Source organism: Delftia sp. UME58 (assembly GCF_014170385.1).
GTDB lineage: Bacteria > Pseudomonadota > Gammaproteobacteria > Burkholderiales > Burkholderiaceae_C > Comamonas > Comamonas acidovorans.
In genome coordinates, this window is sequence record NZ_LZZV01000098.1 from 198,026 (window position 1) to 211,823 (window position 13,798).

General features: G+C 69.9%; 14 protein-coding genes and 1 pseudogene. 5 read left to right on the forward strand and 10 right to left on the reverse strand.

The genetic code is table 11. The annotated features are described in order from the left end of the window. Positions 1–9: 9 nt before the first annotated feature. From A9976_RS25450 to A9976_RS25460, 3 genes are all read right to left on the reverse strand, one after another. Positions 10–1,236: an ATP-binding protein gene (locus A9976_RS25450; RefSeq protein ID WP_183021293.1), complete on the reverse strand. Its 1,227-nt coding sequence runs from the start codon at positions 1,234–1,236 to the stop codon at positions 10–12. Positions 1,237–1,243: 7 nt separating this feature from the next. Then, a complete protein-coding gene (locus tag A9976_RS25455; RefSeq protein ID WP_141832770.1) occupies positions 1,244–2,002 on the reverse strand; it encodes a response regulator transcription factor in 759 nt (252 codons plus the stop codon). A 104-nt stretch (positions 2,003–2,106) separates the two neighbouring features. Further along, positions 2,107–3,477 carry an AmpG family muropeptide MFS transporter gene (locus tag A9976_RS25460; protein WP_409049556.1) on the reverse strand — a complete coding sequence of 457 codons (1,371 nt, stop codon included), beginning with the start codon at positions 3,475–3,477 and terminating at the stop codon, positions 2,107–2,109. An 86-nt stretch (positions 3,478–3,563) separates the two neighbouring features. On the opposite strand from A9976_RS25460, the gene A9976_RS25465 reads away from it, so the two are divergent. From A9976_RS25465 to A9976_RS25475, 3 genes are all read left to right on the forward strand, one after another. Then, positions 3,564–4,292: a helix-turn-helix domain-containing protein gene (locus A9976_RS25465; protein WP_183021294.1), complete on the forward strand. Its 729-nt coding sequence runs from the start codon at positions 3,564–3,566 to the stop codon at positions 4,290–4,292. 72 nt (positions 4,293–4,364) lie between these two features. Next, positions 4,365–5,336, forward strand: coding sequence for a DMT family transporter (locus A9976_RS25470; protein ID WP_183021295.1), 972 nt, complete (start codon positions 4,365–4,367; stop codon positions 5,334–5,336). Positions 5,337–5,396: 60 nt separating this feature from the next. Next, on the forward strand, positions 5,397–6,299 hold the full coding sequence (locus A9976_RS25475; protein ID WP_183021296.1) for a M48 family metallopeptidase: 903 nt from the start codon (positions 5,397–5,399) through the stop codon (positions 6,297–6,299). Positions 6,300–6,485: 186 nt separating this feature from the next. On the opposite strand, the gene A9976_RS25480 is transcribed toward A9976_RS25475, so the two are convergent. The 5 genes from A9976_RS25480 to A9976_RS25500 all read right to left on the reverse strand — a co-directional run bounded on the left by A9976_RS25480 (position 6,486) and on the right by A9976_RS25500 (position 11,471). Next, complete coding sequence (locus A9976_RS25480; RefSeq protein WP_183021297.1) at positions 6,486–7,946, reverse strand: aldehyde dehydrogenase family protein; 1,461 nt, start codon at positions 7,944–7,946, stop codon at positions 6,486–6,488. A 23-nt stretch (positions 7,947–7,969) separates the two neighbouring features. Next, positions 7,970–8,845, reverse strand: a complete 876-nt coding sequence (locus A9976_RS25485; RefSeq protein WP_183021298.1) for a TauD/TfdA family dioxygenase — start codon at positions 8,843–8,845, stop codon at positions 7,970–7,972. A 70-nt stretch (positions 8,846–8,915) separates the two neighbouring features. Further along, on the reverse strand, positions 8,916–9,671 hold the full coding sequence (locus tag A9976_RS25490) for an ABC transporter permease (RefSeq protein ID WP_013800204.1): 756 nt from the start codon (positions 9,669–9,671) through the stop codon (positions 8,916–8,918). Continuing rightward, complete coding sequence (locus tag A9976_RS25495) at positions 9,661–10,461, reverse strand: ABC transporter ATP-binding protein (RefSeq protein ID WP_183021299.1); 801 nt, start codon at positions 10,459–10,461, stop codon at positions 9,661–9,663. Before A9976_RS25495 ends, A9976_RS25490 begins: the two co-directional genes overlap by 11 nt. A gap of 14 nt (positions 10,462–10,475) precedes the next feature. Continuing rightward, the gene (locus tag A9976_RS25500; protein ID WP_183021300.1) at positions 10,476–11,471 is read right to left on the reverse strand and encodes an ABC transporter substrate-binding protein; all 996 of its coding nucleotides are present in this window, start codon (positions 11,469–11,471) and stop codon (positions 10,476–10,478) included. Between the two features lie 84 nt (positions 11,472–11,555). Between A9976_RS25500 and A9976_RS25505 the strand changes: the two genes are divergently transcribed. Next, positions 11,556–12,242, forward strand: coding sequence for a Crp/Fnr family transcriptional regulator (locus A9976_RS25505; protein ID WP_183021301.1), 687 nt, complete (start codon positions 11,556–11,558; stop codon positions 12,240–12,242). Positions 12,243–12,255: 13 nt separating this feature from the next. On the opposite strand, the gene A9976_RS25510 is transcribed toward A9976_RS25505, so the two are convergent. Both A9976_RS25510 and A9976_RS25515 read right to left on the reverse strand, forming a co-directional pair. Continuing rightward, positions 12,256–12,894: an MBL fold metallo-hydrolase gene (locus tag A9976_RS25510; protein ID WP_183021302.1), complete on the reverse strand. Its 639-nt coding sequence runs from the start codon at positions 12,892–12,894 to the stop codon at positions 12,256–12,258. 86 nt (positions 12,895–12,980) lie between these two features. Continuing rightward, a complete protein-coding gene (locus A9976_RS25515) occupies positions 12,981–13,316 on the reverse strand; it encodes a zinc ribbon domain-containing protein (RefSeq protein WP_310889412.1) in 336 nt (111 codons plus the stop codon). Between the two features lie 225 nt (positions 13,317–13,541). Here A9976_RS25515 and A9976_RS25520 point away from each other — a divergent pair. Further along, positions 13,542–13,798: pseudogene (locus tag A9976_RS25520) on the forward strand (NAD(P)(+) transhydrogenase (Re/Si-specific) subunit alpha); the annotation flags it as partial.

The following is a 13,798-nucleotide window of genomic DNA, read 5'->3' on the forward strand; positions in this document are numbered from 1 at the left end:
GGCGGCAGTTCAGGCCAGCGGCAGCCGCAGCACGAAGCAGGCGCCCGGCTGGCCGTCGGCGCGGCCCTCGCAGTGCACGCTGCCGCCGTGGCGCTGGGCGATGGAGCGCACCAGGGCCAGGCCCAGGCCCACGCCGCCCGAGCGCTCGCTGGCGCCGGGCAGGCGAAAGAACTTCTCGAAGATGCGCTCGCGGTGGGCCGGCGCCACGCCGGGGCCGTGGTCGCAGACGCGGATCTCGGCCATGGCGTCCTGGCGCGAAAGCTCCAGCGTGATGGCGCCCTGGCTGTAGCGACGCGCGTTCTCCAGCAGGTTGCGCACGGCGCGGCGCAGCAGCTTGGAGATGCCGGGCACTTCCAGTGCGTCGGTGGACCGCAGGTCCAGGTCGGCATCCACGCGTGCGCATTCCTCGGCGGCCAGGCCGATCAGGTCCACGGGCTCGACCGTGCCCACGTCGCCTTCATAGGTCTCCAGCCGGCTGGCCAGCAGGATCTCGTCCACCAGCTGGTCCAGCTCGCTGATGTTGCGCTGGATCTCGGCGCGCGCGCGGGCGCTGGCCGGGTCGTCGCCCATGAATTCCAGGCCCATGCGGATGCGCGTCAGCGGCGAGCGCAGCTCGTGCGAGGCATTGGCCAGCAGCGATTTGTGCGAGGTCACCAGGGTCTCGATGCGCGCGGCGGCGGCGTTGAACTGGTGGGCCAGGTCGGCCACCTCGTCGCTGCCGTGCTCGGGCACGCGCACCGACAGGTCGCCCTCGCCAAAGCGCTTGACGCCGCGCTGCAGGTTCTCCAGCCGCTTGAGCAGGCGGCGGATGATGGGGAACACGCCCACGGCCACGGCCACGCCCACCAGGCCCAGCAGCCACAGAAAGCCGAAGGGTGGGCGCAGCCAGAAGGCGGCGGCGCCGTCGTGCGGGGGACGGTCGCCGCGTGGCGGGCGCGGCGCCATGTGCAGCATGTAGGTCTGGCCATCCGTGCCTTCGATCTCGAAGCGCAGCCCCTCCTCGGGCGGGCCGGGCAGGCGCCGGGCGCGGCCCTGGGCGATGACCTTGCCGTCCGCATCGCGCATGGCCACGTCGCGCGAGGGTGGCGAGCTGGCGCTTTGCACGCTCTGCGCGTTCTGCTCGGCCGCGATCTGCCAGGCCCAGGCCACCGTCAGCGTGAGCACGGCCACGCCGCCGACCACGGCCAGCCAGATGCGCAGGTACAGGCGCTGGGAGAAGAGGGACAGCAGCTTCATGCAGCGGTCAGTCTTGCTGTTTTGCGAACACGTAGCCTACGCCGCGGACGGTGAGGATGCGCTTTGGCGCCTTGGGGTCGGCCTCGATGGCGGCGCGGATGCGGCCCATGTGCACGTCGATGGAGCGGTCGAAGGCCTCCAGCTCGCGGCCGCGCACGGCCTCCATGATCTGGTCGCGCGTGAGCACGCGGCCTGCGCGCTCGGCCAGCGTGACCAGCAGGTCGAACTGGTAGGAGGTCAGCTCGCAGGGCTGGCCCGCCACGGTGACGCTGCGCGCGTCGCGGTCGATCTCCAGGCTGCCGAAGCGCAGCGCCGTGGCCGGCTGGCCGGCGGCCGTGCCCTCGCCGCCGCCGCGCCGGCGCAGGATGGCGCGGATGCGCGCCAGCAGCTCGCGCGGCTCGAAGGGCTTGGGCAGGTAGTCGTCGGCGCCGATCTCCAGGCCGATGATGCGGTCCATGGGGTCGCCCTTGGCCGTGAGCATCAGCACCGGCACCTGGGCTGCCGGGCCGGGCAGGGCGCGGATGCGCCGGCAGACCTCCAGGCCGTCCATGTCGGGCAGCATGAGGTCGAGGATGACGAGGTCGGGCAGGTCGGCGCCGGCCACGCCGTCGGCGGGCTGCAGCTGCTCCAGGCCGCTGCGGGCGTCGCCCATGTGCGTGACCTGCAGGCCGTTGTTGCCCAGGTAGTCACCCACCATCTGCGCGAGGCGGGTGTCGTCTTCGATCATCAGAAGATGGTGCGTACTCATGGAGGGCAGTGTATTCATGCTGGGGCCTGGCGTCGTATTGCGACGATGCTCGCAGCGCCCCGTCAGCCGTGCTTGTCGCTTGCGTAAAGTTCGGTAAAACAGCGCAGCCTGCGGCCCGCCACTCAACTGCCGCGTTGCGCGGGCTGTACCGCATGCACGCGCGAGGCCAGCGCGATCAGCACCAGCACGGGCAGGCCCAGCAGGGCCGTGGCCTGGAAGAAGCTCACGTAGCCATGCGCATCGACAAAGGCGCCCGAGAAGCCGGCCAGCCATTTGGGCGCCAGCAGCATCATGGAGCTGAACAGCGCGTACTGCGTGGCCGAGTACTGCACATTGGTCAGCCCCGACAGGTAGGCGATGAAGGCCGCCGAGGCGATGCCGCCGGCCAGGTTGTCCGCGCTCACCACCCAGACCAGCGCATTCACGTCATGGCCGCGCGTGGCCAGCCAGGCGAACAGCAAGTTGGTGGCGGCCGACAGCGCGGCGCCCAGCATCAGCACGCGCATCACGCCCCAGCGCATGGCCAGCGCCCCGCCCAGGAAGGCGCCCGCCAGCGTCATGATCACGCCGTAGACCTTGGTCACGGCGGCCACCTCGTCCTTGGTGAAGCCCATGTCCACATAGAAGGGGTTGGCCATGATGCCCATGACCACGTCGCTGATGCGGTAGATGGCGATCAGGCCCAGCACCAGCAGGGCCTGCCAGCGGTAGCGGCCCAGGAAGTCGGCAAAGGGCTCGACCAGCGCGCTGTGCAGCCACTCTGCCGCGTTGCGGGCAGGCGCCAGCGGGCGCGGCACCGGTTCCGGCGAGAGCAGCACGGTCAGCATGCCCACGGCCATGGAGGCGGCCATGGCCAGGTAGGCCACCTGCCAGGCGCCGCTCTGGTAGCCCGCCGTGCCAGCGACTTCGGCGCGGGCGGCCAGCCACAGCACGCCGGCGCCGGCCCAGATCATGGCCAGCCGGTAGCCCGTCTGGTAGGTGGCGGCCAGCGCGGCCTGGCGCTCGGTGTCGGCCGATTCGATGCGGTAGGCATCCAGCGCAATGTCCTGCGTGGCCGAGCCGAAGGCCACGGCCAGCGCGCACCACACCAGCGGCGTGAGCGAGACACGCGGATCGTTGAACGCCATGCCGCACAGCCCGGCGACGATGAGCATCTGCGCGAACAGCAGCCAGCCGCGCCGCCGCCCCAGCCAGCGCGTGAGCAGCGGCAGCGGCATGCGGTCCACCAGCGGCGACCAGACCCACTTGAAGGCATAGGCCAGGCCCACCCAGCTCAGGTAGCCGATGGTGGTGCGGTCCACGCCGGCCTCGCGCAGCCAGAACGACAGCGTGCCCAGCACCAGCAGCAGCGGCAGGCCTGCCGAAAAACCCAGGGCCAGCATGCGCAGGCTGGCCGGCTCGGCATAGACGCGCAGGGTCTGGGCCCAGCTGCGGCGGGGCGCTTCGGTGGCGGTGGAGGGGGCGGAGGAGGTGGTGGTGGACGGCTCGGTCATGTTGGGCTGCGGCAGGCTGCGGCCATTATCGGGCCCATGGTGGCGCGGACTGGCGCGCGCTACCATCGCGGGCACAGGATGCCGCCATGGCCTACACCCTCTCTTCCCTCCACAGCGATGCCGCCGCGCAAGACGGCGCGGCCGATGCCACCGATACCGCCTTCGCGCCGCACAGCTCGGTGCGCAGCTACAGCGGCGAGCACCAGGCCCATGCCCACGGCCATGCGCAGATCCTCTATGCGCTGCAGGGCCGCATGGAGCTGGAGGTGGGCGGGCGCAGCGCCTTTGTGGACGCCGTCAGCGGCATGCTCATCCCCGCCGGCGTGGGCCACGGCTACCTGGCGGCGCCGCGCTCGCGCGTGTTCGTCATCGATGCGCCCAGCGGCCCGGGGCTGGACCGGATGCGGCGCTTTTCCGTGCCGCCCGCCCTGCGCGGCCGGGAGTCGGAAGGCCCGGCCACAGAGCAACTGGCCCAGGTGCTGCAGGCGCCCGGCCTGCTGGCACGCCGGGGGCTGGACCTGCAGCAACTGACCACGAGCGTACAGGCCGCATTGCACGAGGACTGGCCCACGGCCCGGCTGGCCGCCCTGTGCCATATGAGCGCCCAGCGCTTTCACGCGCGCTTCGTGGAACTGGCGGGCCAGCCGCCCCAGGCCTGGCTGCGCGGCCTGCGCCTGGATGCGGCCGAGCGCGGGCTGGCACGGGGCCTGCCCCTGGAGGCCACGGCGCTGCGCTGCGGCTATGCCTCGGCCAGCGCCCTGGCCTATGCGCTGCGGCGCGATCGGGGCGTGACGGCGCGGCAACTGCGCGGCTAGCCCGTTCACAGTCCTCCGGACTACGAGCGTTTCTCGACAAATGCCCGGCCGCGCCAGGCGCAACATGGCGCCATGGTTCGCAATTCTTCCGCTTCTTCCTCCGCCGTCGGCATCGCCTTCGTTTCGGTGGCCGCCGTGCTCTGGGGCACGACGGGCACGGCGCAAAGCCTGGGCGCAGGCGGGCTGTCGCCGTTCTGGGTGGGCGCCGCGCAACTGGCGGTTTCCAGCCTGTTCCTGGGGGCGCTGCTGGCGGTCTCCCATTGGAGGCTGCGCGGGCGGGCCGGGCAGGGCGGGGCGCCCGAGCAGCCGCTGCTGCCCAACCCCGTGCACCTGGGACTGCGCCCGGCCTGGTTCCTGCTGGCTTCCATGGGAATCGGGGGCTACAGCATCTTTTTCTACGAGGGCGTGACGCTCACGGGCGTGGCCGTGGGCACGGCCGTGGCCATTGGCAGCGGCCCCATCTGGGCCGGGCTGATGCAGGCGCTGGTGCTGCGTGCGCCCCTGTCTGCCCTGTGGTGGGCCGGCACGCTGGTGAGCGTGGCGGGAGGTGCGGCCATGGTGATGGCACGGGGCGGCGCCACGCTGTCCTGGAGCGGCCTGGCCCTGTGCCTGCTGGCGGGGCTGTCGTACGCGGGCTATGCGCTGATCAACAAGCGCCTGGTCACTCACATGTCGCCGCGCGTGGTGAATTTCTATGTCTTCACCGGGGCGGCCTGCATGGCGGTGCCGATTGCGCTGGTGCAAAGCGGCCTGCCACAGTGGAGCCTGGCGGCCGTGCTGGTGGTGGTCTACCTGGGCGTGGTGGTGTCGGGCCTGGCGCACATGCTGTTTTCCATCGGCCTGCGCAGCATCTCCGGCCCCACGGGCGTGACGCTGAGCCTGATCGAGCCCGTGGCGGCCTTCGTGCTGGCGGTGTGGGTCGTGGGCGAGCGGCAGCCGCTGCAATCGTGGCTGGGGCTGCTGGCCGTGCTGGCCGGGCTGATGCTGGTGATCGGCGCCGAGATGCGGGCGCAGCGGGCCGTGCTGGCCGCGCAGATGGCGTGACTCTTTGTAGGCCGGCGCCGCTCTTCACGATGCGCTGTTCTCCGCATGTTTCGGGCATGCATGGCCGCTAGACTTGGCGGCATGCAGCAGCCATCCCATCTCTCCTCCGAATCCTGTGCCCCATCCGCCTGGGGCTGTGCCTGCGCGCCCTGGCGCGCGCGTCGCGGTTTTCTGCTGGCCGGCAGTGCGGCGGCCATGGGCCTGGCCACGGCACCGGTGGCGGCACAGGTGCAGGTGGGCGGTGCCTCGGGCCTGCGCAAGCTGGTGCCGGCCGAGACGCTGGAAGGTGCCGCCACCGACCAGTACCAGCAGCTGCTGGCCAAGGCCCGCGCCCAGGGCGCGCTGGCTGGCGACAGCAACCCGCAACTGCAGCGGTTGCGCTCCATCGCCAGGAGGCTGATCCCGTACACCGCGCAATGGAATCCCCGCGCCAATTCCTGGCGCTGGGAGGTCAACCTGATCGGCAGCAAGGAGATCAATGCCTTTTGCATGCCGGGCGGCAAGATCGCCTTCTACACCGGCATCATCGACCAGCTGCAGCTCACCGACGACGAGATCGCCATGATCATGGGCCACGAAATGGCCCATGCGCTGCGCGAGCACTCGCGTGAACAGCTGGCCAAGAACCAGGCCACCAGCATCGGCATCTCGCTGGGCGCCCAATTGCTGGGCCTGGGCGACCTGGGCAATGCGGCGGCCCGCCTGGGTGGCCAGTTGCTGTCGCTGAAATTCAGCCGGGGCGACGAAAGCGAGGCCGATCTGGTGGGCCTGGAACTGGCCGCGCGCGCCGGCTACAACCCCCAGGCCTCGGTCTCGCTGTGGCGCAAGATGGGCCAGGCCACGGGCGACCGTGGTGGCCTGGAATTCCTGTCCACCCACCCCGCAGGGCCCGAGCGCATCCGCGAACTGGAGCGCAACATCCCGCGCGTGGAAGGCCTCTACGAGGCCGCACGGCGCGGGTAGGCGTGCCAGCAAGCTACGACCCGGGCAGCTTTTTGGGTGCAGTGTTTGAAACTGGCGCGGCCAAAGATCAGGGACACCGAGGAAGGGCCTAAGCCGGCCGCGCCGCCCCGCACCGAGGGTGTCGTCCCCCTCCCTCGCGTAGCGAGTAGAGAGGCGACGTGCCACGGGGGGAAGGCGCGTAGCGACTCAGGGGGTGGTGATTTTTTGCTTGGGTTGGTAGCCCATGACGGCCTTGACTTCAAGGTACTCCTTGAAGCCGTGCTCGCCCCATTCCCGGCCCGTGCCTGACTGCTTGTAGCCACCGAACGGCGCGCCGAAGTCCGGCCCCGCGCCGTTGAGGTGGACCATGCCGGTGCGCAGGCGCGAGGCCACGCGGCGTGCGCGCTCCAGGCTGCCTGACTGCACATAGCCCGACAGGCCGTAGGGCGTGTCGTTGGCCTGGGCGATGGCCTCCTCCTCCGTGTCGTAGGGAAGGATGACCAGCACGGGGCCGAAGATCTCCTCGCGCGCAATGGTCATGTCGTTGCGCACGTCGGCGAACACCGTGGGCCGCACGAAGTAGCCGCGCGCAAGGCCCTCGGGGCGGCCCGTGCCGCCGGCCACCAGGGTGGCGCCTTCGGCGATGCCGGCCTCGATCAGGCCCTGGATCTTGCGGAACTGCGCCTCGCTGACCACGGGGCCCATGTGCATGGCGCCCGTGTCGGCCAATGCATCGCCCACCTTCATGCCCTCGGCAGCGGCCTTGGCGGCGGCCACGGCGCGCGCATGCAGGGCGCGCGGCACGAACATGCGCGTGGGTGCGTTGCAGCTCTGGCCGGAGTTGGTGAAGCAGGCGTTCACGCCCTGGGCCACGGCCTTTTCGATGTCGGCATCGTCCAGCACGATGTTGGCCGACTTGCCGCCCAGCTCCTGCGTCACGCGCTTGACGGTATCGGCCGAGGCCTTGGCCACGGCGATGCCCGCGCGCGTGGAGCCCGTGAAGGTCATCATGTCGATGCCGGGGTGCACGGACATGGCCTCGCCCACCGAGGGGCCGTCGCCGTTGACCAGGTTGAACACGCCGGCCGGCACGCCCGCTTCGTGCAGGATCTCGGCCACCAGGATGGCGTTGAGCGGCGCGATCTCCGAGGGCTTGAGCACCATGGTGCAGCCCGCCGCCAGGGCCGGTGCCACCTTGCACATGATCTGGTTGATGGGCCAGTTCCAGGGCGTGATCATGCCCACCACGCCCACGGGCTCATGCACGATGCCGGTGGTGCCGCGCACGCTCTCGAACTCGAATTCCCTGAGCACCTGCAGGGTCTGCTTCAGGTGCCCTGCGCCCACCGTGGCCTGGGCCGCGCGCGACAGCCACAGCGGCGCGCCCATCTCCAGCGAGATGGTCTGCGCCACCTCGTCGATGCGGCGCATGTAGACCGCCAGCACCTTGTCCAGCAGGGCCAGCCGCTCGTCGCGCGTGGTCTGCGAGAAGCCGTCGAACGCGCGGCGTGCGGCGGCCACGGCTGCATCGACATCGGCGGCCGAGCCCATGCTGATGCGGGCCGCCACCTCCTCGGTGGACGGATTGATCACATCCAGCGTGCGCGGCACGGCCGGGGGAACCCATTGGCCGTCGATATAGAACTGCAGGTGCTCTTGCGTGCTCATGAAGCTGTCTCCGTGTCTCGTTGTCATTGGGTGGAAGGGGTGTCGAAGGTGACGCGCTGGTTCACGCGGTAGTGGGGCCAGTAGTCGGCCACAGCATAGTGCTGCGTGCTGCGGTTGTCCCAGATGGCGATGCCGCCCGCGTCCCATTGATGATGCACCATGAACTCCGGCTTCTTCAGCCAGTCCAGCAGGAAGGCGAGCACGCCGCGCGCCTCGTGCCGGTCCACGCCCGTGATGTGGCGCGTGAAATCGGCATTGACGAAGATGCATTTGCGGCCTGAATCGGGGTTGGTGCGCACCACGGGATGGGTCACCGGCTTGAACTGGCGCAGCGCCTCGAACAGCGCCTCCTCGCCCTTGCGGCCCAGGTACTCCCGGAAGCCCGATTCCTCCCAGGTATGGACCGCCTGCAGGCCTTCCAGGTACTGCTGCATGCCGGGCGAGAGCCAGTCATAGGCCTTGCTGGTGCTGGTCCAGCAGGTGTTGCCGCCGGCCGGCGGCGTGGTCACGATCTGGATCACGGTGCCCAGCGGCGGCTGCTGCTTCCAGCTGATGTCGGTGTGCCAGTTGTCTATGGCGGGCGGGCGGTCCTTGTCGGAGATGATCATCTCCACGTCGGGCATGCCGCTCTTGCGCTCGAAGTACGAGCCCTTGGACAGCGGGCCGAACACCTGCGCCAGCGCCACATGCTGCTCGGCCGTGATGGCCTGGGGCCGGAAGAAGATGACCTCGAAGTCGTACAGGGCCTGCCGCAGTTCTGCCTGCACCTCGGGGGACAGGGGCCGGGTCAGGTCCACGCCCTCGATCCAGGCCGCGAAGTTGGGCATGCGCGGCACGGGGCGGATGTGGCGGTAGCGGGCGCCGATGTCGATCAGCTGCATGGGGGCGGCATTGGCCATGGGGTACTCCTTGAAGGGACGGACGGAAGGGGATGGGAGGAGAGGAAGGGGGGAGAGAGGGCTGGCTGTCTCACTGCCAGTGCAGCAGCCGCCTCTCGGCCCAGGACATGAAGCGCACCATGCCCACGCCCAGCAGGGCCAGCACCAGCAGCAGCGCCATGACGCCATTGATGTCGAAGGTGGAGCCCAGGTAGGCCAGGGTCTGGCCCAGGCCCTTTTCGCTGGCGATGATCTCGGTGCCCACCACGCCCAGCAGGGCATAGATCAATCCCAGGCGCAGGCCCGAGAAGATCACCGGGACGGCGCCGGGCAGCGTGACCTCGAAGAAGGTGGTGGCGGCGCTGGCGCCCAGGGTGCGGCACAGCGTCACATGGTCCTGGCTGACGCCCCGCATGCCTGCCACCGTGGCCGACAGCACGATGAAGAAGGTCAGCGAGCAGCCCACGGCGATCTTGCTGCCCAGCCCCAGCCCGAACCACAGGATGAACAGCGGCGCCAGCGCGATGCGCGGCATCACGTTCAGCGCGTTGAAGTAGGGCTCTGCAAAGCGTTCGATGGCCGGCCAGCGCACGAAGGCCAGCCCCGTGGCGAAGGCGGCCACGCTGCCCAGCACGAAGGAGCAGGCCACGGCCGCCAGCGTCCAGCCCAGGTCGGACCAGAACCGGGCCGTGCCCGCATGGTTCCAGAGATAGGCGGCCACGCCGCTGGGCTGGCCGAAGAAGGTGGGGTCCAGCCAGCGGCGCGCGGCGGCCCATTCGGCCAGTCCCAGCACGAGACAGATGAACAGCGCATGCAGCGCCAGCCATTGCAGACGGTCAGCCTTCATGGTGCACCCATCCCGATTCGAGCTGCGACCACAGGGCCGCATAGAGTTCATGGAAACGCGGCGACTTCTGCAGGTCGCGGATGGAGCGCGGGCGCGGCAGGTCTATGGGCAGGTCGGCGATGATGCGGCCCGGGCGCGAGGACATCACCACCACGCGGTCGGAGACGGCCACGGCCTCGGCCAGGTCGTGGGTCACGAACAGCACGCTGTGGCGGTGCTGCTGGCACAGGCGCAGCAGCAGGTCCTGCAGCTGCAGCTTGGTCTGCGCGTCCAGGGCGCCGAAGGGCTCGTCCATCAGCAGCAGCTGCGCGTCCAGCGCAAAGGTGCGCGCAAGCGCCGTGCGCTGGCGCATGCCGTGGGACAAGGCCTTGGGCAGGGCCTGCGCATGGTCGGCCAGGCCCACCTCCTGCAGCATGCGCAGTGCGCGCTCCGTGCTGTCGGCCGTGCCGACGCCGCGCACGCGCGCGCCGAAGGCGGCGTTCTCCAGCGCCGTGCACCAGGGCAGCAGGCTGTCGCGCGCCAGCATGTAGCCCACGCGGGAACTGCCCAGGCGCGGTGCCTCGCCCAGCACGCGCAGCGTGCCGGCGCCCGTGTGGGCCACCAGGCCTGCGCAGAGGTTGAGCAGGCTGGTCTTGCCGCAGCCGCTGGGCCCGACCAGCGAGACGAATTCGCCCTCGGCCACCTGCAGCGCAATGTTGTCCAGCACCTGCGTGCGGCCGTCGAAGCTCAGGTGCAGGCCGTCGGCGGCAATGGCCTGCGGCGGCGGCAGCTGCGATCCATTGGGAGTCATGGTGCACTCCCCCTTCACTGCGCCAGCAGGGGCGCGGTGTCGATCAGCCGGCCGATCTGCCCCGTGCGCTGCAGGTAGCGTGCGGCATGCTGCAGGGCCTTGGGGTCCACTGCGAACTGCATGGAAGGAATGGCATTGCGCAGCGCCACCTCCAGGATCCGGTCGCCGCCGGGCGTGTTGATCCTGAAGCTGTCCTGCGCGACCTTGAGCAAGGCATCGAAATGGGCCGGTTCGCGGGCATAGTCGGCCGCCTCGTTCAGGGCGCGCCGCAGGCCTTCCACGGCCTGGGCGTTCTTGCGCAGGAAGTCTGCGCGCACCACCTGCAGCACGCCGGCGCCGTTGGTGTCCACCACATCGGCGGGACCCTGGCCCCTGCGCGGATCGATGACGATGCGGCAGGCCTGGCTGACCTCGCAAAAGCCGTCCATGGGCGAGAACAGCATCAGGCCATCGACCTGCTTTTGCGCAATCGCCGGAAAGGCCGTGTTGGGCGAGCCCACGGCGACGATGGTGACGTCGTCCGCCTTCATGCCTGCACCCTGGAGCAGACTCACGAGCTGGAATTCGGCTGCGCTGCCGCGCGCCGTCACGCCGATGCGTCGGCCCTTGAAGTCCTGCATCACGGCGGGATAGCCCTGGCCGGCATGCGGCGTGGGCAGGGCCGCCGAGGCCATGAGGAAGAACGTCGGCGCGCTGGCGCCGCTGCCGATCACCTTGAGGTCGGCGCCCTTGTTGACAGCCTGAAGCAGCACCTCGGGGGGCGTAAACGCCACTTCGAGGTCACCGGCCAGCAAGGTCTGCAGCGCCAGCGGCGCCTGCGGGATGGGGCGCAGTTCGCAGCGTATGCCGTGCTTCTCGCACAGTCCCCGCGCGTTGGCCACGCGCACCAGGAAATTGCCGATGCCGGGGTAGTCCTGGATACGCAGCGTGGGCGTCTGTGCCAGGGCTGCCTGGGTCGAGAGCAGGGCGAACACGAAGGCGGATACCAGGGCGAGCGTGGTGCGGATCATGGGGCGGGCTCCATACGTGTGGGTATGGGGCCGATTACAAGGATGGTGCTATGCGCCAATTGCCGCGAAAGGGACAATGGGCGGGTGAACACCAAGCTCGGTTCCCCCAACACCTCTTTGGCGCAGGCGCGCAGCGAGCGCTATCGCGTGGACCTGCTGGCCGAATTGCCGGCCGCATCGGCACGCGGGCTGCGGGCCATAGGCTCCAGGCGCCGCTACCGCGATGGACAGTTCGTGCAAAAGCGCGGCGATGCGGCCGACCATGCGCTGGTGCTGCTGTCAGGGCGCTTTCGTGTCGTGGCCTTCACCGTGGGCGGCACCGAGCGCATGACGCGCTGGCTGGAGGCCGGGGAGATCACCGGCATCAGCTCGGTGCTGGGCAATGCGCCCGTGCCCGTGGACCTGGTGGCCGATGGCGATGTCGAGGTGCTGGTGCTGCCGCGCCAGCCGCTGCTGGACTTCCTGGAGCGCGATGCGCCCGCATGCCTGGCTGTGGCGCGCCTGCTGAGCCTGCGCGTGAACGGGCTGCTGGACACCATCTTCATCAGTTCGGAGGACACGCTGCATGCCCGGGTCCGGGCCACCTTGCAGGTTCTGGCGGCAGAGAACGGCCAGCCCCTGCCCGGCGGCCGCACCCTGCTGCGCATATCGCAGGGCGATCTGTCGCATGTGGTGGGCGCCTCGCGCCAGCGCGTGAACGAGGAGCTGCGCAAGCTGCAGGCGGGCGGCAGCGTGCGTCTGGGCTATCGGTGGATCGAGGTGCTGGGCTGAGACAGCTGCAGGCTCAGGTCCCGCCCACGTAGGGGTTGCTCTTGCGCTCGCGGCCGAAGCTGCTTTCGGGGCCGTGGCCCGGGATGAACACGGTCTGGTCGCCCATGGGCCACAGGCGCTGGACGATGCTGTCGATCAGCTGCTGGTGGTTGCCCTGGGGAAAGTCGGTGCGGCCTATGCTGCCCGCGAACAGCACGTCGCCCACGAAGGCGCGGTCGATCTGCGGCGCATGGAACACCACGTGGCCGGGCGTATGGCCGGGGCAGTGGCGCACCTGCAGCGTTTCCTTGCCGATGCTCACCGTGTCGCCATCGTGCAGCCAGCGCGTGGGCGTGAAGGGGTCCGAATGCGGGAAGCCGAACATGGCGCCCTGCTGGGGCAGCGCATCGATCCAGAACTGGTCGCCGGGATGGGGGCCGATGATGGGCAACTGCTGTGCATCGGCCAGCTCGCGCGTGCCGCCCGCGTGGTCTATGTGGGCATGCGTGAGCCAGATGGCCTTGAGCGCCAGGCCCAGGCGCTCGATCTCCCAGCCGATCTGCTCCAGGTCGCCGCCCGGGTCGATGACGGCGGCTTCCATGGTCTGGTCGCACCAGACCAGCGAGCAGTTCTGCTGGAAGGCGGTGACGGGAATGGTGTGGTACTGGAGCATGGGCGGCGTGGGGTTCTTCTGGCGAAAGCGCCCATTATTCCCGGTCCTTGCGCTGCCGGCTGCGCAGGGCCGCACCGCTTGCGCCCTCAGGTGGTCGGCTGGCCGCATTGACCGCAGAACCGCGCGCCGGCCGGATGGCTGGCGTTGCAGCGCCTGCAGGCCTGCGGCAGCACTGCGCCCCCGCACTGCGGGCAAAAGCGCGAGCTGGCGGCAATGGATGCACGGCAGCCGGGGCAGACCGCCGCCACGGCTGCGGCACGGTATGCGCCGCCGCCGTGGTGGCCGCCGCGCGAATGATTTCCGAACAGTCTTTGCAAGAGTCCCATGGTGCGTTCCTTCGCACTGCGCGGCTGCGCCGCTGCAGTCATCCAAAGGTGCATTGGGACACGGCAGCGGTGCGCCGAGCCGTGGATGGCGATCATTTAATGTGGCTGTCATCTCCTGGCAATGCAGGGTCCTGTGACGGACAGGAGACAGCCTCGCGGGCAGACCCCGTGGCTGCGGCAACGCCGCCGTGTTACAAGCTAGCCGTGCCGCCAAGCCAGCCTGCCCCCGATGCAGGCACGCAAGGATTTTTTCGAGGATGGGCCGGGCCGCCACCTGCGCAATGCAGGGCGGGTACCGGCATCACGCGAGGGAGAACCGGTATGTTGATTGGCGTGCCTGCCGAGACCATGGCAGGAGAAACCCGGGTGGCTGCGACCCCCGAGACCGTCAAGAAGCTGCGTGCGCAAGGCCATGTGCTGCGCGTGCAGGCGGGGGCGGGAGTGGCGGCCAGCGTGCCCGATGCCTTGTACGAGGCAGCGGGCGCCGAGATCGTCGATGCGGCAGGCGCCCTGGGCGCCGACCTGGTGCTCAAGGTCCGCATTCCTTCGGAGGACGAGCTGCCCGGCATCCGCAAGGG

Coding starts and splice junctions, on each gene's coding strand:
- A9976_RS25500 (WP_183021300.1), bottom strand. CDS start 11,471: ATGATCCGCACCACGCTCGCCCTGGTATCCGCCTTCGTGTTCGCCCTG.
- A9976_RS25460 (WP_409049556.1), bottom strand. CDS start 3,477: ATGACCGAGCCGTCCACCACCACCTCCTCCGCCCCCTCCACCGCCACC.
- A9976_RS25510 (WP_183021302.1), bottom strand. CDS start 12,894: ATGCTCCAGTACCACACCATTCCCGTCACCGCCTTCCAGCAGAACTGC.
- A9976_RS25465 (WP_183021294.1), top strand. CDS start 3,564: ATGGCCTACACCCTCTCTTCCCTCCACAGCGATGCCGCCGCGCAAGAC.
- A9976_RS25450 (WP_183021293.1), bottom strand. CDS start 1,236: ATGAAGCTGCTGTCCCTCTTCTCCCAGCGCCTGTACCTGCGCATCTGG.
- A9976_RS25485 (WP_183021298.1), bottom strand. CDS start 8,845: ATGGCCAATGCCGCCCCCATGCAGCTGATCGACATCGGCGCCCGCTAC.
- A9976_RS25515 (WP_310889412.1), bottom strand. CDS start 13,316: ATGATCGCCATCCACGGCTCGGCGCACCGCTGCCGTGTCCCAATGCAC.
- A9976_RS25480 (WP_183021297.1), bottom strand. CDS start 7,946: ATGAGCACGCAAGAGCACCTGCAGTTCTATATCGACGGCCAATGGGTT.
- A9976_RS25490 (WP_013800204.1), bottom strand. CDS start 9,671: ATGAAGGCTGACCGTCTGCAATGGCTGGCGCTGCATGCGCTGTTCATC.
- A9976_RS25495 (WP_183021299.1), bottom strand. CDS start 10,461: ATGACTCCCAATGGATCGCAGCTGCCGCCGCCGCAGGCCATTGCCGCC.
- A9976_RS25455 (WP_141832770.1), bottom strand. CDS start 2,002: ATGAATACACTGCCCTCCATGAGTACGCACCATCTTCTGATGATCGAA.
- A9976_RS25475 (WP_183021296.1), top strand. CDS start 5,397: ATGGCCGCTAGACTTGGCGGCATGCAGCAGCCATCCCATCTCTCCTCC.
- A9976_RS25470 (WP_183021295.1), top strand. CDS start 4,365: ATGGTTCGCAATTCTTCCGCTTCTTCCTCCGCCGTCGGCATCGCCTTC.